The organism is Micromonospora sediminimaris (assembly GCF_016863575.1).
Classification (GTDB): Bacteria; Actinomycetota; Actinomycetes; order Mycobacteriales; family Micromonosporaceae; genus Micromonospora; species Micromonospora sediminimaris.
This window is the reverse complement of the sequence record NZ_BOPD01000002.1, coordinates 425,578-439,233: the sequence shown is the minus strand read 5'-3', so window position 1 is coordinate 439,233 and position 13,656 is coordinate 425,578. Positions and strand designations below refer to the sequence as shown.

Sequence of the window (13,656 nt, the reverse complement as noted above, 5' to 3'; positions counted from 1 at the left end):
ATCACCGCTGCGAACCTTTCGCGGGACTCGGCCCCTCCTGGTGCATGACGGCAGCAACCAGGGGCCACACCGGCCCGCGGACCGGCGGGGGTACAGGACACATGAGGTTCGCGTTGCGGCGTGCCCGGGCCACGAGGGGTCTGCTGCTGGCGGCCGCCGGGGCGGCGCTGGTGGCCACCGTCGCGCTCGCCGGTCTGGCCGCGTACAACCGGGACGTCGTCGACTCCGGCACCCGCAACGTGCTGACGGCGGCCACCGCCGAGGAACGCTCGATTCTGGTACGTGCCTCCGCCGGCCGCACCGCGGAGGCGCTGCGGGACCGTGACGACGCGTTGCGCAAGCAGGTCGCCGCCGACCTGGCCGGCCTACCGGCCCGGGTCAGCACCGCCGGGTACGCGGCCGGTCGGCAGCTGCGCGGAGACACCGGCGACGCCGTCGCCGACCGCAGCGGGGCCACCTACGCGTCGGTGATGTTCCTCGACGATCTGCCCGCGCACGCGCGGCTGACCGCCGGGTCGTGGCCGCAGACCGGGGCCGGTCCGGTGCAGACCGCGATCGCCGAGGTGGCCGCGACGACGCTGCGGGTGGGTGTCGGCGACCGCATCCCGATCACCGACGGGCTCAGCGGGCAGGTCACCGAGGTCGTCGTGACGGGCGTGTTCACTCCGGTCGACCCGGATGCCGCGTACTGGCGGTTGGCGCCGGAGACGACGACCGGTTCGCTGCCGCAGGCGGCCACCTACGGCCCGATGACGGTGTCCCGGGATGACTTCGACACCCACTTCCTGGCCAACGCCTCCGCCGGCTGGCTGGTCGAGCCTGACCTGGCCGGGGTCGGCCCGACCGCCCTGGACCGGCTCGCCGACGCCGCCGGCCGGATCACCACGAGCAGCCCGACCGAAGCCGGCCTCGGCGACTCGGCGGTGGTCAGCGGTAACCTGGTGGACCTGGTGCAGCGGCTGCGCCAGGCCACCCTCGTCGGCCGGTCCGCCCTGGTCACTCCGATGCTGCTGGTGGTGGTGCTCGGCGGGTACGCGCTGCTGCTCGTGGCGATCCTGCTCACCGAGCACCGGCGGGGTGAGACCGCGCTGCTGCGCGCCCGGGGCGCGGCCCGCTGGCAGGTGGCCGGGCTGACCGCCCGGGAAGCCACCCTGGTCGTCCTGCCGGCCGTGTTTCTCGCCCCGCCGCTCGTGGTGGAGCTGCTGGGGCTGGCCGACCGGCTGCCCGGACTCGCCGCCGTCTCGCTGCGGCCGGACTGGGCCGACCCGACGGTGTGGCTGGTGGCCGGGCTCGCGGCCGCCGGCTGCGCGGCCGCGATGATCGGTCCGAGTCTGCGCCGCGGCGACAGCTACGTCGCGGACCTGGCCAGCCGCTCCCGCCCGAGCCGGCGGGGCATGGTGCAGCGGGCCGGACTGGACGTCCTGCTCGTCGGCCTGGCCCTGCTCAGCTGGTACCAGCTGAGCAGGTACTCGTCCCCGCTGTCCCGGTCCCGGGGCGGCGAACTGGGCGTCGATCCGCTGCTGGCGGCCGCGCCGACGCTCGGTGTGCTGGCCGGGGCGGTGCTCGCGTTGCGGCTGCTGCCGCCGCTGGTGCGGCTGACGGAACGCTGGGTGGACCGTCGGCCGTGGACCGCTGTCATGCTCGGCACCTGGCAGGCCGGGCGGCGTCCGCACGCCGGCCCGGTGCTGCTGCTCGCCCTCGCCGTGGCGGTCGGCACCCTGGCCTGGTCCCTCGCCGGAACCTCGCAACGTTCCCTCGACGACCAGGCCGCCCACCGGGTCGGTGCCGACCTGCGGCTCACCGAGGCCACCGGCGCCGCCCCCGACGGCCGCGCCGACCAGCTCGCCGACCTGCCGGGGATCCGGGCGGTCCTGCCGGCCTGGCGCGAGCCGGTACGGCTCGGCGCCGGCGCCGAACCGGCCACCATGGTGGCGGTGGACGCCGACGCCGCCGACCAGGTGCTGCGGCTCCGTGCCGACCTGGCCGGTGGATCCACCGACCGGCTGCTCGGCGGCCTCGTCGACGCGCGGGTACCGGCACCGGAGACGGTGTTGCCGACCGGTACCCGACTGACCGGCCAACTACGTACCCGCGGTGACGTCGACAGTGGCGTGCCCATCCGTCACGAAATGGTGCTCAGCGACGCCCGGGGCGAACACCGTCGGGTGGCGCTGGGCTCGACCGGCTGGGATGGTGAGCCGCTGCGGTTCTCCGTCGAGCTGCCGGCCGGCGACGGGCCGTGGCGGCTGGCCGGCTTCACCGCCGAGACCCTCGGTGGTCCGCGGCTGAACCTCGACTGGCGGCTGTCCAACCTGCGTGCCGGCCCGGACACCACCACCGGCACCCCGGTGGACCTGACCGCGGACGGGCCGTGGCAGCTGGTCGACCGCGCCGGTACCGCCACCGCGCCGACGGTTTCCGGCACCACGCTGGCCGGTCGCTACGAACGGGACATACCGGCGGGCTGGTTCGCCCGGAACACCCCTGTGCAACTGGCCGTCACCCGGACCGCCGGACCGGGCCGGGTGCCGGTGGTCGCCACCGGTTCGGCGCTGGACATGCTGCACATCGACGTCGGGGCACAGACCCGGCTGTTCCTGGGTGGCGCCGAGGTCGACGTGGTCCTGGTGGACCGGGTCACGGCCCTGCCCGGCGACGTCGAGGACGCCGCGTTGCTTGTCGACCTGCCGTCGCTGCGTACCCGGCTGTTCCACGAGCATGGCATCGTCCGCTCGCCGCAGGAGTGGTGGGTCGCCGCCCGGCCGGGTGCGGCGGCACAGGTCGCCGGGGCCGCCGCCGCGCTCGACGACCTGACCGTGCTGGATCGCCAGGACGTCGCCGACGAGCTGGCTCGCGACCCGTTCGGCGTGGGTGCCCGCGGCGCGCTCTTCGTCGCCGCCCTGGCTGCGGTGTTGCTGGCCGCGGTGGGCGTGGCCGTGGACGTCAGCGCCACGGCACGGCGCCGGGCCAGGGAACTGGCGGTGCTGCACACCCTCGGCGCGGGTCACCGCCTGGTGGCCCGGTCGCTGCTGGCCGAGCAGTCGTTCCTCGCCGGTATGGGTGTGCTGGTGGGGTTGGCCGTGGGCATCGGGGTGGCGGCGACGATGGCGCCGCTGGTGATCCTGACTGCGTCGGCGGACCGCCCCGATCCTCCGCCGCTGCTCAGCGTCGACTGGCCGCCGGTGCTGGGTACCGGCGTCGGACTGCTGGCGCTGGCCCTGGCGTTCAGCGCCGCGGTGTCGGTAAGCGTGCGACGGCGGCTCACCGCCGCGCACCTGCGCACCGGGGAGGACCAGTGAGCGCGAGGAGTGAGCTTGCGAGCCCCGCAGTCGCGAACGAAAGGTCGGCCCGGTGAGCGCGAGGCGGATCAGGGCGTACGGCGGGCAGGTGGGCCTGCTGGCGGTGCTGGGGTTGGTGGCGGCGCTGCTGCTGACCGCCGCGCCGCGGCTGACCGGGGAGTACGCCGATCGGGGGTTGCGCGCCGACGTGGCCCGGCTGCCGCACCTGGTGCGGGACGTGTCACTCGCCGGGCAGCGGCCCGCGCCGGTGGCCGCCGGGCAGGCGGACCTGGACCGCTACGCCGCCGAGTTGCCGCAGCCGCTGCCGGGCCTGGTGGAGCGCCGGTGGTACGCGGCGTCGTTGGACGAGGAGCAACTGTTCGCCATCGGCGACGAGCCGCCGATGAACGGCGGTGCCCGGAAGATGTTCGGTCTGCGCGCCCAGACCGGCGTCGTGGAGGCGGCCGAGCTGACCGCCGGGCGCTGGCCCCGTACCCGCCTGGGCGGCCCGGCGGAGGTGGTGGTGTCGGGGGCGGTGGCCGAGACGCTGTCGTTGCGTGCCGGCCAACGGTTGCGGTTCGCGGGGCGCGACGGTCAGGCGGACGCGCACCTCGTCGGGGTGTTCGAGCCGCGCGACGCCGCTGACCCGGTCTGGGACGACCTGGGCTACGCCCTGGAGCCGGTGGTCCCGGTGCTGGACGGTGAGCCGTACGTCGTGGCGGGGGTGACCGACTGGGTCGGGGTGGACGTCATATCCGCCGGCAGTGGTGTCCCCGCGGTCGGTGGTTGGCGGTACCGCCTCGACGAGCGACGCCTGAACGCGGCGACGCTGGAGTCGGTGACGGCGGCGGTGGCCGAGGCCCGCCGCATGTCGTGGAGTTCGGGGGCGACCGTGCAGACGTCGTTGGACGGTGCGCTGTCGCGGTTCGCCGGGCAACTGCACGCGGTGCAGGCCCTGCTCGCGGTCGTGCAGGCGGGGCTGGTCGCCAGCCTGCTCGGGCTGATCGTGCTGGCGGCGCGGTTGACGGTGCTGCGGCGACGTGACGAGTTCGCGTTGCTGCGGGCCCGGGGTGCGGCGCTTTCCGCCATCGGGCTGCGTAGCCTCGCCGAGTCCGCGCCCGTGCAGCCGTTGGCGGTGCTTGTCGGTTGGTTCGTCGGCAGCCGGGTGCCGGGTCGCGACGGGGCGTTTCCGTGGTTGGTGCTGGCGGTGGCGGTGCTCACCACCGCCGTGGTGCCGGTGTTGGCGATGCACTCGCAGCGGCGGGTCGGGGTGGTGACCGGGCGTGCCGATGTGGCGTGGCGACGGCCGTCGGTGCGGCGGCTGACCGTCGAGGCGGGCGTGCTGGTGCTGGCCGCGCTCGGGGTGGTGTTGCTGCGCCGCCGTGGTCTCGCCCCGGGCGCCGGGGTCGACGCGTACCTCAGTTCGGTGCCGGTGCTGGTCGCGGTCGCCGCCGCGCTGGTGGCGGTGCGGCTGTTGCCGTGGCCGCTGCGGGCGGCCGGTCGGTTGGCCGCGCGGGCCCGGGGTGCGGTGCTGTTCCTCGGTGTCGCCCGCGCCGGACGGGGTGCGCCCGTGGCGCTGGGTCCGTTGGCGGTGTTGATCGTCGCGGTCAGCACCGGGGTCTTCGGTGGGGTGGTCACCACCACCGTCGCGGCGGCCCGGGACCGGGCGGCCACGTTGACGGTGCCGGCGGACGCCTGGCTGACCGGGTACACCTTCTCCCCCGATGCTCAGGACGCGTTGTCTGGGGTGGCCGGGGTGACGGCGGTGGCTCGGGTGTGGGTGGACTCGAATCGTCGGCTGGCACCGGGGGCCGGGGTGCCGTCGCGGCAGATCGGCACGGCCCGGGTGCTGGTGGTGGACGGCCCGGCCTTCGCGGAGGTGGTGGCGCGCAGCGGTGTCGAGGTGGATGTGCCGGCCGCCCTGCGGGCTGCCGCCCGGGGTGACGGGCCGGTACCGGCGGTGGTGTCGTCGCAGGTGGCGGCGCAGGTCGGTGACCGGGCTGCCGTCGATGTGCAGGGCAGGTTGTACGAGTTCCGGGTCGCCGAGGTGGCCGACGCCTTCCCGGGCGTCGGGTTGGGCACCGAACGGTTCGTGGTGCTGCCGTGGCAGGCGCTGCCCGAGTACGAGTACACGCCGATCATCCCGAACCGGTACCTGGTCGCCGGTGACGACATCGATCAGGCGCAGTTGTTGGGGGTGGCCGACGACGCGCAACGGCGGCGGCAGTCGGCGGTGCTCGGGGTGGAGGTGACGCGTACCCAGGTGCCGGCGGCCCTGGAGACCTGGCGGGCGTACCGCGAAAACCTGGACCGGACCGGGGCCAACGACGTCCTGACCTTGGCGTTCACGGCCGGCGCGGCCGGGGGTACCGCGCTGGCGGTGCTCGCCGTCGGGTTCGCGGTGGTCGCCGACGCGGCCGGGCGGGGCCGGATGCTGTCCCGGCTGCGCACCCTGGGCCTGTCCGCCCGCCGTGGCCGACGGCTGCTGGTGTACGAGCTGGTGCCGTTGGTGCTGGTCGCGGCGTTGACCGGGGCGGCGGTGGGGGTGGCCCTGCCCCGGATCCTGGGGCCGACCCTCGGGCTGTCCGCGTTCGTGCCCGGCGTGCCGGTTCGTGATCACCTGGATCCGTTGGTCCTGGCTTCGGTGTTGGGGCTGGTGGTCCTGGGCCTGGTGACCGGGCTGGCGGTGGAGAACCTGATGAACCGGCGGATGCGCCTCGGTGAGGTGCTGCGTCTGGGAGAGGAGAACCGATGACGGCGGTGTCGGATGTGCCGGACCTGGCGACGTTGCAACGACGGGCGGCGGAACGAGCCGCCGCCCGGGCCGGGGGCGCCGACCGGCTGCGCGGGCACATCGTCTGCGACGGGCTGGTCCGCATCTTTACCAGCGAGGGGGTGGAGGTCGTCGCGTTGCAGGGCCTCGACCTGGTGGTGGACCGTGGTGAGCTGCTGGCCATCGTGGGCGCGTCTGGTTCCGGCAAGTCGACGGTGTTGAACATCCTGTCCGGGCTGGACACGCCGACCGCGGGCATCGCCCGGGTGGCCGGTTACGACCTGCTGACCATGTCGGCCGCCAAGCGGTTGCGGTATCGGCGGCACACCGTCGGGTTCGTGTGGCAGCAGACCGCACGCAACCTGCTGCCGTACCTGACGGCCCGGGAGAACGTGGAGCTGCCGATGCGGCTGTCGCGCCGGGGTGGCCGGGCCGCTCGGCGGCGGGCGGCCGAGCTGCTGGAGCTGGTCGGTGTCGGCTACTGCGCGGATCGTCGGCCGGGGCAGATGAGCGGCGGCGAGCAGCAGCGCTGCGCCGTCGCGGTGGCGGTGGCCAACGACCCGGAGGTGCTCTTCGCCGACGAGCCGACCGGTGAGCTGGACGAGGCGACGGCCGGGGAGGTCTTCGCCGCGCTGCGCACCATCAATGCCGAGCTGGGGGTGACCGTGGTGATGGTGACCCATGACCCGCAGGTCGCCGCACAGGTGCGCCGTACGGTGTCGATCCGCGACGGTCGCACCGCCTCGGAGGTGCACCGCACGGCGCGGGTCGGTGCCGACGGCGTCGAGGAGTTGGTGACCGAGGAGTACGCGGTGCTGGACCGGGCCGGGCGGATGCAGCTTCCGGCGGGTTTCGTCGACGCGTTGGCGCTACGGGACCGGGTGAGGTTGACCCTGGAGCCGGACCACGTCCAGGTCCGGTCCGGCGACGAGAGGGGTACGCGGTGAGCGGGGACGAGAGGGGTACGCGGTGAGCGGGCAGGATCTGATCCGGGTCGAGGGGCTCAGCCGCGACTACGGCGTCGGCGACCGGGTGGTCCACGCGGTGCGGGACGTCTCGTTGCGTGCTGGTCGCGGTGAGTTGGTCGCGGTGCGGGGCCGTTCCGGGGCGGGCAAGACCACCCTGCTGAATCTCATCGGCGGCCTGGATCGGCCCACCTCGGGGCGGGTGTGGGTGGCCGGTCAGGAGGTCACTGCGGCCAGCGAGAAGGATCTGCTGCGGCTGCGTCGGGACACCATCGGGTTCGTGTTCCAGTCCTTCGGGCTGGTTCCGATCCTGTCCGCGGCGGAGAACGTGGGGGTGCCGATGCGGCTGGCGAAGGTTCCGGCGGCGGACCGTGAGCAGCGGGTGTCGGTGCTGCTGGAGCTGGTCGGGCTGGGTGGTCACGCGGCGCAGCGGCCGTACGAGATGTCCGGCGGGCAGCAGCAGCGGGTGGCGATCGCCCGGGCGCTGGCCAACGATCCGGCGCTGCTTATCGCTGACGAGCCGACCGGCCAGTTGGACTCGGAGACCGGCCGGGCGGTGATGGACCTGCTGCGGGCGCTGGTGCATGCCCGGGGCATGACCGCGCTGGTGGCAACGCATGACCCGACGCTTGTGGAGCTGGCCGACCGGGTGCTGGTGCTGCGCGACGGTCGGCTGGTCGAGGCGGCCGAGTCAATCGGGGTGTGACAGGTCAGTACGGGTCGCCGCAGACTCGCCAGCCGCCGTCCTCCCGCACTACCGACAGGTCCCGTTGTTCGGTGCTGCCGCTGTCGCGGGTCAGCAGCACGGTGACCTTGCCGTGGGGTCGGCCGCCGCGGGTGGCCACGGACACGTCCATGATCTCGTAGTCGCGCACCACCGGCGGGGTGCGTACCCAGCTGGTGAAGCCGATCTCGCTCCACCGGGTACGCGCGTCGGCGCAGAGCCGCTCGTACGCGCTGCCGGTGTCGCCCGCGGTGACTTCGCGCAGGAACCCTTCGGCGGTCTGGCGAACCGGGGCGGCGGCCTGGGTGACCAGTTGCAGGTTCCAGGCGCCCAGGCCGGCGACGCCGACGCAGCACAGCGCCACCGCGGCTCCGGCGACGGCGAGGCCGGTCCGCATCGGATGACGTCGCCGGGCCGGTCTGCTCCACGGCTGCGCAGCGCCCACACCACTCGACGGTAGAGAATCGGCCGGCGCGGCGGGCGGAAAGTGGGCGTGGCCGGGCGGGACCGCACCGCGTCCCGTCCGGCCACGCCGGGGGCGAATCGTTGATCAGGACTTGATTTCCTTGCGGCCGTTGCCGGTCGCGCTGATGGTGACCCGGCGGGGCTTGGCCCGCTCGGCCACCGGGATCCGCAGCGTTAACACGCCGTTGTCGTAGCCGGCCTCAAGCTTGTCGGTGTCGAGGGTGTCGCCGAGGAAGAGCTGGCGGCTGAAGACGCCCATCGGGCGTTCGGCGGCGACCAGTTCGACGTTGTCGCCGGCTGGGCGGCGGCGTTCGGCGCGGACGGTCAGCACGTTGCGCTGCACGGTGCAGTCGATGCTCTCCGGGTCGACGCCGGGCAGGTCGAAGGCGGCGTAGAAGTAGTCGCCGTCGCGGTAGGCGTCCATGTGCATGACGGCCGGGCGGCTGGTGCTGCCGAAGAACTGCTCGGCGAGCCGGTCGATCTCACGGAACGGGTCGGTGCGCATCAGCATCGGGTGCCTCCTCGGTTCTCCTGGCCGAAGGTCCTTAGTTGAGTCCGCATGACTCAACTTCTGCTTTTTATTTAGCGCGCCCGACGCCCACCGTCAAGTCGGCCGGTCGCGCCCTACCGACCTGGCGGGCACGGGCGACAATGTCACAGTGACAACGGCGACGCCGCGGGTCCGAACCGGTGCGACACAGCAGCCGCCGGCCCCCGAGCCCGGTCCCCGGACCACCGGGCCGTGGCTGGTCGCCGCGACGGTCACCCTGGTCTTGCTGGCTCTGGCCCCACGCTACGGCTACCACCGCGACGAGCTGTACTTCCTGCTCGCCGGCAGGCATCTCGACTGGGGGTACGTCGACCAGGGGCCGTTGGTACCGGCGCTGGCCCGACTCGCCGACACGGTCGCCCCCGGCAGCCTGCTCGCCCTTCGGACGCCGTCGGCGCTGTTGGCCGGCGGTGCGGTGCTGCTGGTTGCCGCGACCGCCCGGCAGTTCGGTGCGGACCGGAGCGCACAGACGTTCGCCGCCCTGCTCGGCGCCACGTCGGGGATCGTGCTGGCCACCGGTCATCTGCTCAGCACCAGCACCGTCGACCTGGTGGTCTGGTTGGCCGCCGCGCTGTGCACGGTGCGACTGCTGCGCACCGGGGACGGCCGGTGGGCCCTCGCCGTCGCGCTGGTGCTGGGCCTCGGCATGTTCAACAAGCTGCTGCCCGCGTCGCTCGCCGTGGGTTTGGTGGCCGGGCTGGCGCTGGCCGGGCCTCGCCGGCTGCTCCGTGACCGCTGGGTGCTGGCCGCCACCGCGCTGTTCGGGCTGCTCACCGCCGCGAGCCTGAGCTGGCAGGCGGTGAACGGTTTCCCGCAGCTGGGAGTCGCCGCGACGATCTCCGGCGGGGACAGTTCCTACAGCGGTCGGCTCGACGCCCTGCTGCTGCACTTCGTGATCATCAGTCCGTTCGTGGTGCCGATCTGGGTGACCGGGCTGGTGGTGCTGCTGCGCCGGTCCGGCTGGCGCAGCTACCGGGCGCTCGGCTGGGCGTGGCTGGTGGTGGCTGGCATCGTGCTGTTCCTCGGCGGCAAGGGCTACTACGACGCCCCGCTGCTGCTGGTGCTCACCGCCGCCGGAGCGGTCGTCGCCGCCGGCTGGGCGGCGCGCAGTCGGGTACGCCGCGCCCCGCTGGCGGCGGTTGTCGTCCTCACCGCCGCCAGCAACGCGGTGCTGCTGCTGCCGGTCCTGCCGGCCGACCGGCTGCCCGGCTTCGTCGTGGCGGTCAACTACGACGCCGGGGAGACCATCGGCTGGCCGGCGTTCACCGACTCGCTGGCTGCCGTGCACCGCACCCTGCCGGCGCAGGAGCAGGCCCGGGCGATCATCCTCACCGGCAACTACGGCGAGGCGGGCGCGGTGGCCCGGTTCGGTCCGCAGCGTGGGTTGCCCGCCGCGTACTCCGGACACAACAGCATGGCCGACTTCGGCCGGCCGCCGGACGGCGCCGATGTGGTGATCGCCGTCGGGTGGTCGAGGCCGGACCGGTTGCGGTCCTGGTTCACCGAGGTCACTCTCGCCGGGCGGGTGGACCTGGGGGTGGCGGTGGACAACGACGAGAACGGCGGACCGATCTGGTTGTGCCGTGGGCTGCGGCGTCCGTGGGCCGACATCTGGGACGCCGAGGTACGTCACACGGGGTGAACGGCAGCCACGCGGACCGCCACGGCGAGCACGCCGGGCGGGTTAAGGTGCTGCGATGGGTACCCACTCCGCCGCGGTCGAGGCCCTCAAGACCGACCCGCGTACCGCCTCGCTGCGCCGATCGCTTGAGGTCTACTACGGCGATCCCGACCGGGACGCGGCGATGGACGCCTTCTACGCCCGCTTCGTCCGCCCCGGTGACCTGGTCTTCGACATCGGTTCGCACGTGGGAGACCACATCGGCAGCTTCCGCCGGCTCGGTGCCCGGGTCGTCGCCGTCGAGCCGCAACCGCTGTGCCTGCGGGCGCTGCGGGCCATCTACGCCGCCGACGACCAGGTCACGCTGATCGAGGCGGCCTGCGGTGCCCAACCCGGGCGGATCGGCTTCCTCGTCAACTCGGCCAACCCCACCGTCTCCACCGCCTCCACCGACTTTGTCACCGCCGCCACGGGCGCGGGCGGCTGGGAGGACCAGGTCTGGGACGGTCAGATCGAGGTACCGGTGACCACCGTCGACACGCTCATCGCCGAGCACGGCACGCCGGCCTTCGTCAAGATCGACGTGGAGGGCTTCGAGGACGCTGTGCTCGCCGGGCTGAGCCGCCCCCTGCCCGCCCTGTCGTTCGAGTTCACCACGATCGGACGGGCGGTCGCGGTGCGGTGCCTGGACCGGCTCGCCACGCTCGGGTTCGACGGGTTCGACGTGGCGCTCGGCGACGACAAGTCGCTGACCCTCGGGCGTTGGGTGAATGCCGAGGAGATGGCTGCGCACCTGCTCGCGCTGCCGCACGAGGCCAACTCCGGCGACGTGTACTGCGTCCGCACGCCACGGGGTTGACCCGCCGGTCAGCTGCGGCGGCGGGCCCGGGCCGCCCAGATGGCGTACGCCGGATCCCGGTCCAGGTTGTGCCGGTCCCGGTCGTAACGGCGGGTGGTACGCGGATCGGCATGGCCCATCGCGTCCTGCACGTCCTCCAGCGGCACTCCCTCGGACCGCGCGGTGGTGGCGAAGGCGTGCCGCAGCGAGTGCGGTGACAGCCGCGCCCACGCGTCGATCCCGGCGCTGCGGGCGAGCCGACGGACCAACCGGAACACCGAGTGCCGGTCGAGGCGGGCGCCGCTGGCGGTGACAAGCAACGGGCCGGTCAACTGCGCCACCTCCACCCGCTGCGCGGCGGCCCGCTCGGCCAGGTAGGCGTCGACGGCGTACGCGGTGCCCGGGGTCAGCGCCCGGCGGCGGGCCCGGCCGCCCTTGCCGACGAAGCGCACGCTGCGGTGTCCCCGCTCGGCGCCCAGGTCGGTCAGGTCGAGCGAGACCAGCTCCCCCACCCGCAGTCCCAGGTCGGCGAGCAGCGCGACGGCCGCCCGGTTACGGGCAGCGGTCGGCCCGGTCTCGGCCTCGGCCGCCGCCAGCAGAGCGTCCACCTCGTCGGGGGCCAGACCGACCGTGGCCGAGTGGTCCCGGTCGACCCGTGGCCGGTCGGCTCCGGCGACCGGGTTGAGTTCCACCGCCCGCAGTTTGACCAGGAAGTCGTACCAGCTCGACAGCGCGGACAGCTTCCGGGCCACCGTCGCCGCGGTCAACGGGCGGCCGGTCCGGGCCGAAACGCTGTTCTCCAACGCCCGCCCGTACTCGTTGACATGCAGGAAGTTCGCGCGCAGCGGGTCCAACTCCCGGGCGGCGCACCAGGCCAGCCAGCCGGCGACGTCCCGGCGGTACGCATCGCGGGTGTGTTCGCTCAACCGCCGGTTACGCAACCATGCGTCGGTGACGGCCATCGGCCCGTCGGGTAGGGCCGGGTAGGCCGACGGGCGGTACTGCACCGAAGTGTCGTGCGGACGCATGTGAAAAATGCTCTCAGCCCTGCTGTGGGTTGACGATCAGGCGCGCCGAAACATCATGATCGGCCGCTGGTAGGCCGGGCTCCACGTCGCACCCGGCCCCTACGCTGACCTGGTGCTGTCTCAGGTCAACGGTCTGTCCCGACACTTCACCGAGGACACCCTGCGGGCGTACCTGCTGAGTCGGTCGACCCGGGTCGACACCGGATGCCTCATCGTGCGCGGCTACGGCAACCGGCGCGGCGTGCACCAGAAGCTCGCCGGACGGGCGTGGGCACACATTGCCGCGTACGTGGTCTTCGTCGGCGGCTACGACCCCACCCTGGAGGTCCACCACGACTGCGGGGCGCCGGACTGCATCGAGCCGACCCACCTGCGCCAGCTCAGCCACGCGGACAACTGCCGGGAACGCACCCAGCCGCCGCGCTGCCGCAACGGGCACGAACGGGAGACCGATCCGGCGACGGGCCGCCTGCGCCGGGTCTGCCGCACGTGCAACCGGTTGGCGCAGCAGCGCTGGCGTGAGCGCCAGGCCGCAGAGGTGGCGCAGGCCCGGGCGGCGTACGGGCGAGCGCCCTGTTGACCCAGCAGACCCCGCCTGCTGCATCGACGTCGCCCGGTGGCCCGGGCGGGCCGGGAGTGACCCGCCCGGGCCCGCCGGTCAATCGCCGGCCAGCACGGTGAAGGTGAACCCGGCACTCCTCGAACGGCGCACCGGGATGTCGCACTTGATCCGACGCAGCGCCTCGCCCCTGCTCAGGCCGAGCCCGTGGGCGATGAGCCGTTCCGGACGCACCGGCACCGGATCGGCGAAGTCGACCGCCACCTGGACCGGCCACGTCTGGCCGGGCCACTCCGGCGGGGTGTCCAGCCGCCACGCCCCCGTCCAGTCGAGAGTGAAACGGTTACGACGGGCGAACAGCGGATCCAACAACCGGGCCGCCACCAGTTCCGCGTCGTTGACCCGGTAACCGGTCAGCTCGACCGGATCGAACGAACTGACCGGCGTCCGCTCGTACACGGTGAGCTTGCTGGTCCGATCGCAGGACACGCAGCGGACCAGCAGCCACACGTCCAGCAACTTGTGGTTGGCGTTGACCCGGAACCTGCCGGGGCCGGTGGTGGCCGACTCCGACCCGCAGTCCACGCACCGCCGCGACAGCAGCGGCAGCCTGGTCCGACGGACGACCCAGGGCAGCACGATATGAGGTGGTGAAGACACGATTGCTCCGAAGACCTGACACGAGGCCGATTGCGCGCGGCCTCAAGCGCTGTACGACCGGGCGCGCGAGGGCAGCCCGGCGAGGCCGACGGGGACGTCGGCTACCAGAGCGGAAGAGATGTCAGGTTCAGAGAGCAGGCGGGGTCACGCGGGTATGTGTCCTCTGTCTTCACTGGGACGGGTCGTCGGCAACCT

The 13,656-nt window shown here is 73.5% G+C and carries 11 protein-coding genes; 7 read left to right on the top strand and 4 right to left on the bottom strand.

The window, feature by feature from the left end; genetic code table 11:
• The first annotated feature begins 101 nt into the window (after positions 1–101).
• Genes Vse01_RS01940 through Vse01_RS01925 form a run of 4 tightly spaced genes read left to right on the top strand, consistent with a single transcriptional unit; the run spans position 102 to position 7,722 of the window.
• Positions 102–3,299 carry an FtsX-like permease family protein gene (locus tag Vse01_RS01940; RefSeq protein ID WP_093402389.1) on the top strand — a complete coding sequence of 1,066 codons (3,198 nt, stop codon included), beginning with the start codon at positions 102–104 and terminating at the stop codon, positions 3,297–3,299.
• 52 nt (positions 3,300–3,351) lie between these two features.
• Positions 3,352–6,033 carry an FtsX-like permease family protein gene (locus Vse01_RS01935; protein WP_093402388.1) on the top strand — a complete coding sequence of 894 codons (2,682 nt, stop codon included), beginning with the start codon at positions 3,352–3,354 and terminating at the stop codon, positions 6,031–6,033.
• Positions 6,030–6,998: an ABC transporter ATP-binding protein gene (locus Vse01_RS01930; RefSeq protein ID WP_093402387.1), complete on the top strand. Its 969-nt coding sequence runs from the start codon at positions 6,030–6,032 to the stop codon at positions 6,996–6,998. Before Vse01_RS01935 ends, Vse01_RS01930 begins: the two co-directional genes overlap by 4 nt.
• A 22-nt stretch (positions 6,999–7,020) precedes the next feature.
• On the top strand, positions 7,021–7,722 hold the full coding sequence (locus Vse01_RS01925) for an ABC transporter ATP-binding protein (protein WP_093402386.1): 702 nt from the start codon (positions 7,021–7,023) through the stop codon (positions 7,720–7,722).
• Positions 7,723–7,726: 4 nt separating this feature from the next.
• Here the strand turns inward: Vse01_RS01925 and Vse01_RS01920 are convergent, their stop codons facing one another.
• Positions 7,727–8,185, bottom strand: a complete 459-nt coding sequence (locus tag Vse01_RS01920) for an Rv0361 family membrane protein (protein WP_093402385.1) — start codon at positions 8,183–8,185, stop codon at positions 7,727–7,729.
• Between the two features lie 105 nt (positions 8,186–8,290).
• Positions 8,291–8,716 carry an Hsp20/alpha crystallin family protein gene (locus tag Vse01_RS01915; protein WP_093402384.1) on the bottom strand — a complete coding sequence of 142 codons (426 nt, stop codon included), beginning with the start codon at positions 8,714–8,716 and terminating at the stop codon, positions 8,291–8,293.
• A gap of 148 nt (positions 8,717–8,864) precedes the next feature.
• Here Vse01_RS01915 and Vse01_RS01910 point away from each other — a divergent pair, with 148 nt between their 5' ends.
• Positions 8,865–10,397: an ArnT family glycosyltransferase gene (locus tag Vse01_RS01910; RefSeq protein ID WP_093402383.1), complete on the top strand. Its 1,533-nt coding sequence runs from the start codon at positions 8,865–8,867 to the stop codon at positions 10,395–10,397.
• 55 nt (positions 10,398–10,452) lie between these two features.
• Entirely contained in the window at positions 10,453–11,235 is a 783-nt protein-coding gene (locus Vse01_RS01905; RefSeq protein WP_093402382.1) for an FkbM family methyltransferase, read from the top strand.
• An 8-nt stretch (positions 11,236–11,243) separates the two neighbouring features.
• On the opposite strand, the gene Vse01_RS01900 is transcribed toward Vse01_RS01905, so the two are convergent.
• Positions 11,244–12,242: a tyrosine-type recombinase/integrase gene (locus Vse01_RS01900; RefSeq protein WP_093402381.1), complete on the bottom strand. Its 999-nt coding sequence runs from the start codon at positions 12,240–12,242 to the stop codon at positions 11,244–11,246.
• Between the two features lie 112 nt (positions 12,243–12,354).
• On the opposite strand from Vse01_RS01900, the gene Vse01_RS01895 reads away from it, so the two are divergent.
• A complete protein-coding gene (locus Vse01_RS01895) occupies positions 12,355–12,822 on the top strand; it encodes an HNH endonuclease (protein ID WP_093402380.1) in 468 nt (155 codons plus the stop codon).
• 78 nt (positions 12,823–12,900) lie between these two features.
• Here the strand turns inward: Vse01_RS01895 and Vse01_RS01890 are convergent, their stop codons facing one another.
• Positions 12,901–13,461: a DUF1062 domain-containing protein gene (locus Vse01_RS01890; RefSeq protein WP_093402379.1), complete on the bottom strand. Its 561-nt coding sequence runs from the start codon at positions 13,459–13,461 to the stop codon at positions 12,901–12,903.
• Positions 13,462–13,656: the final 195 nt, after the last annotated feature.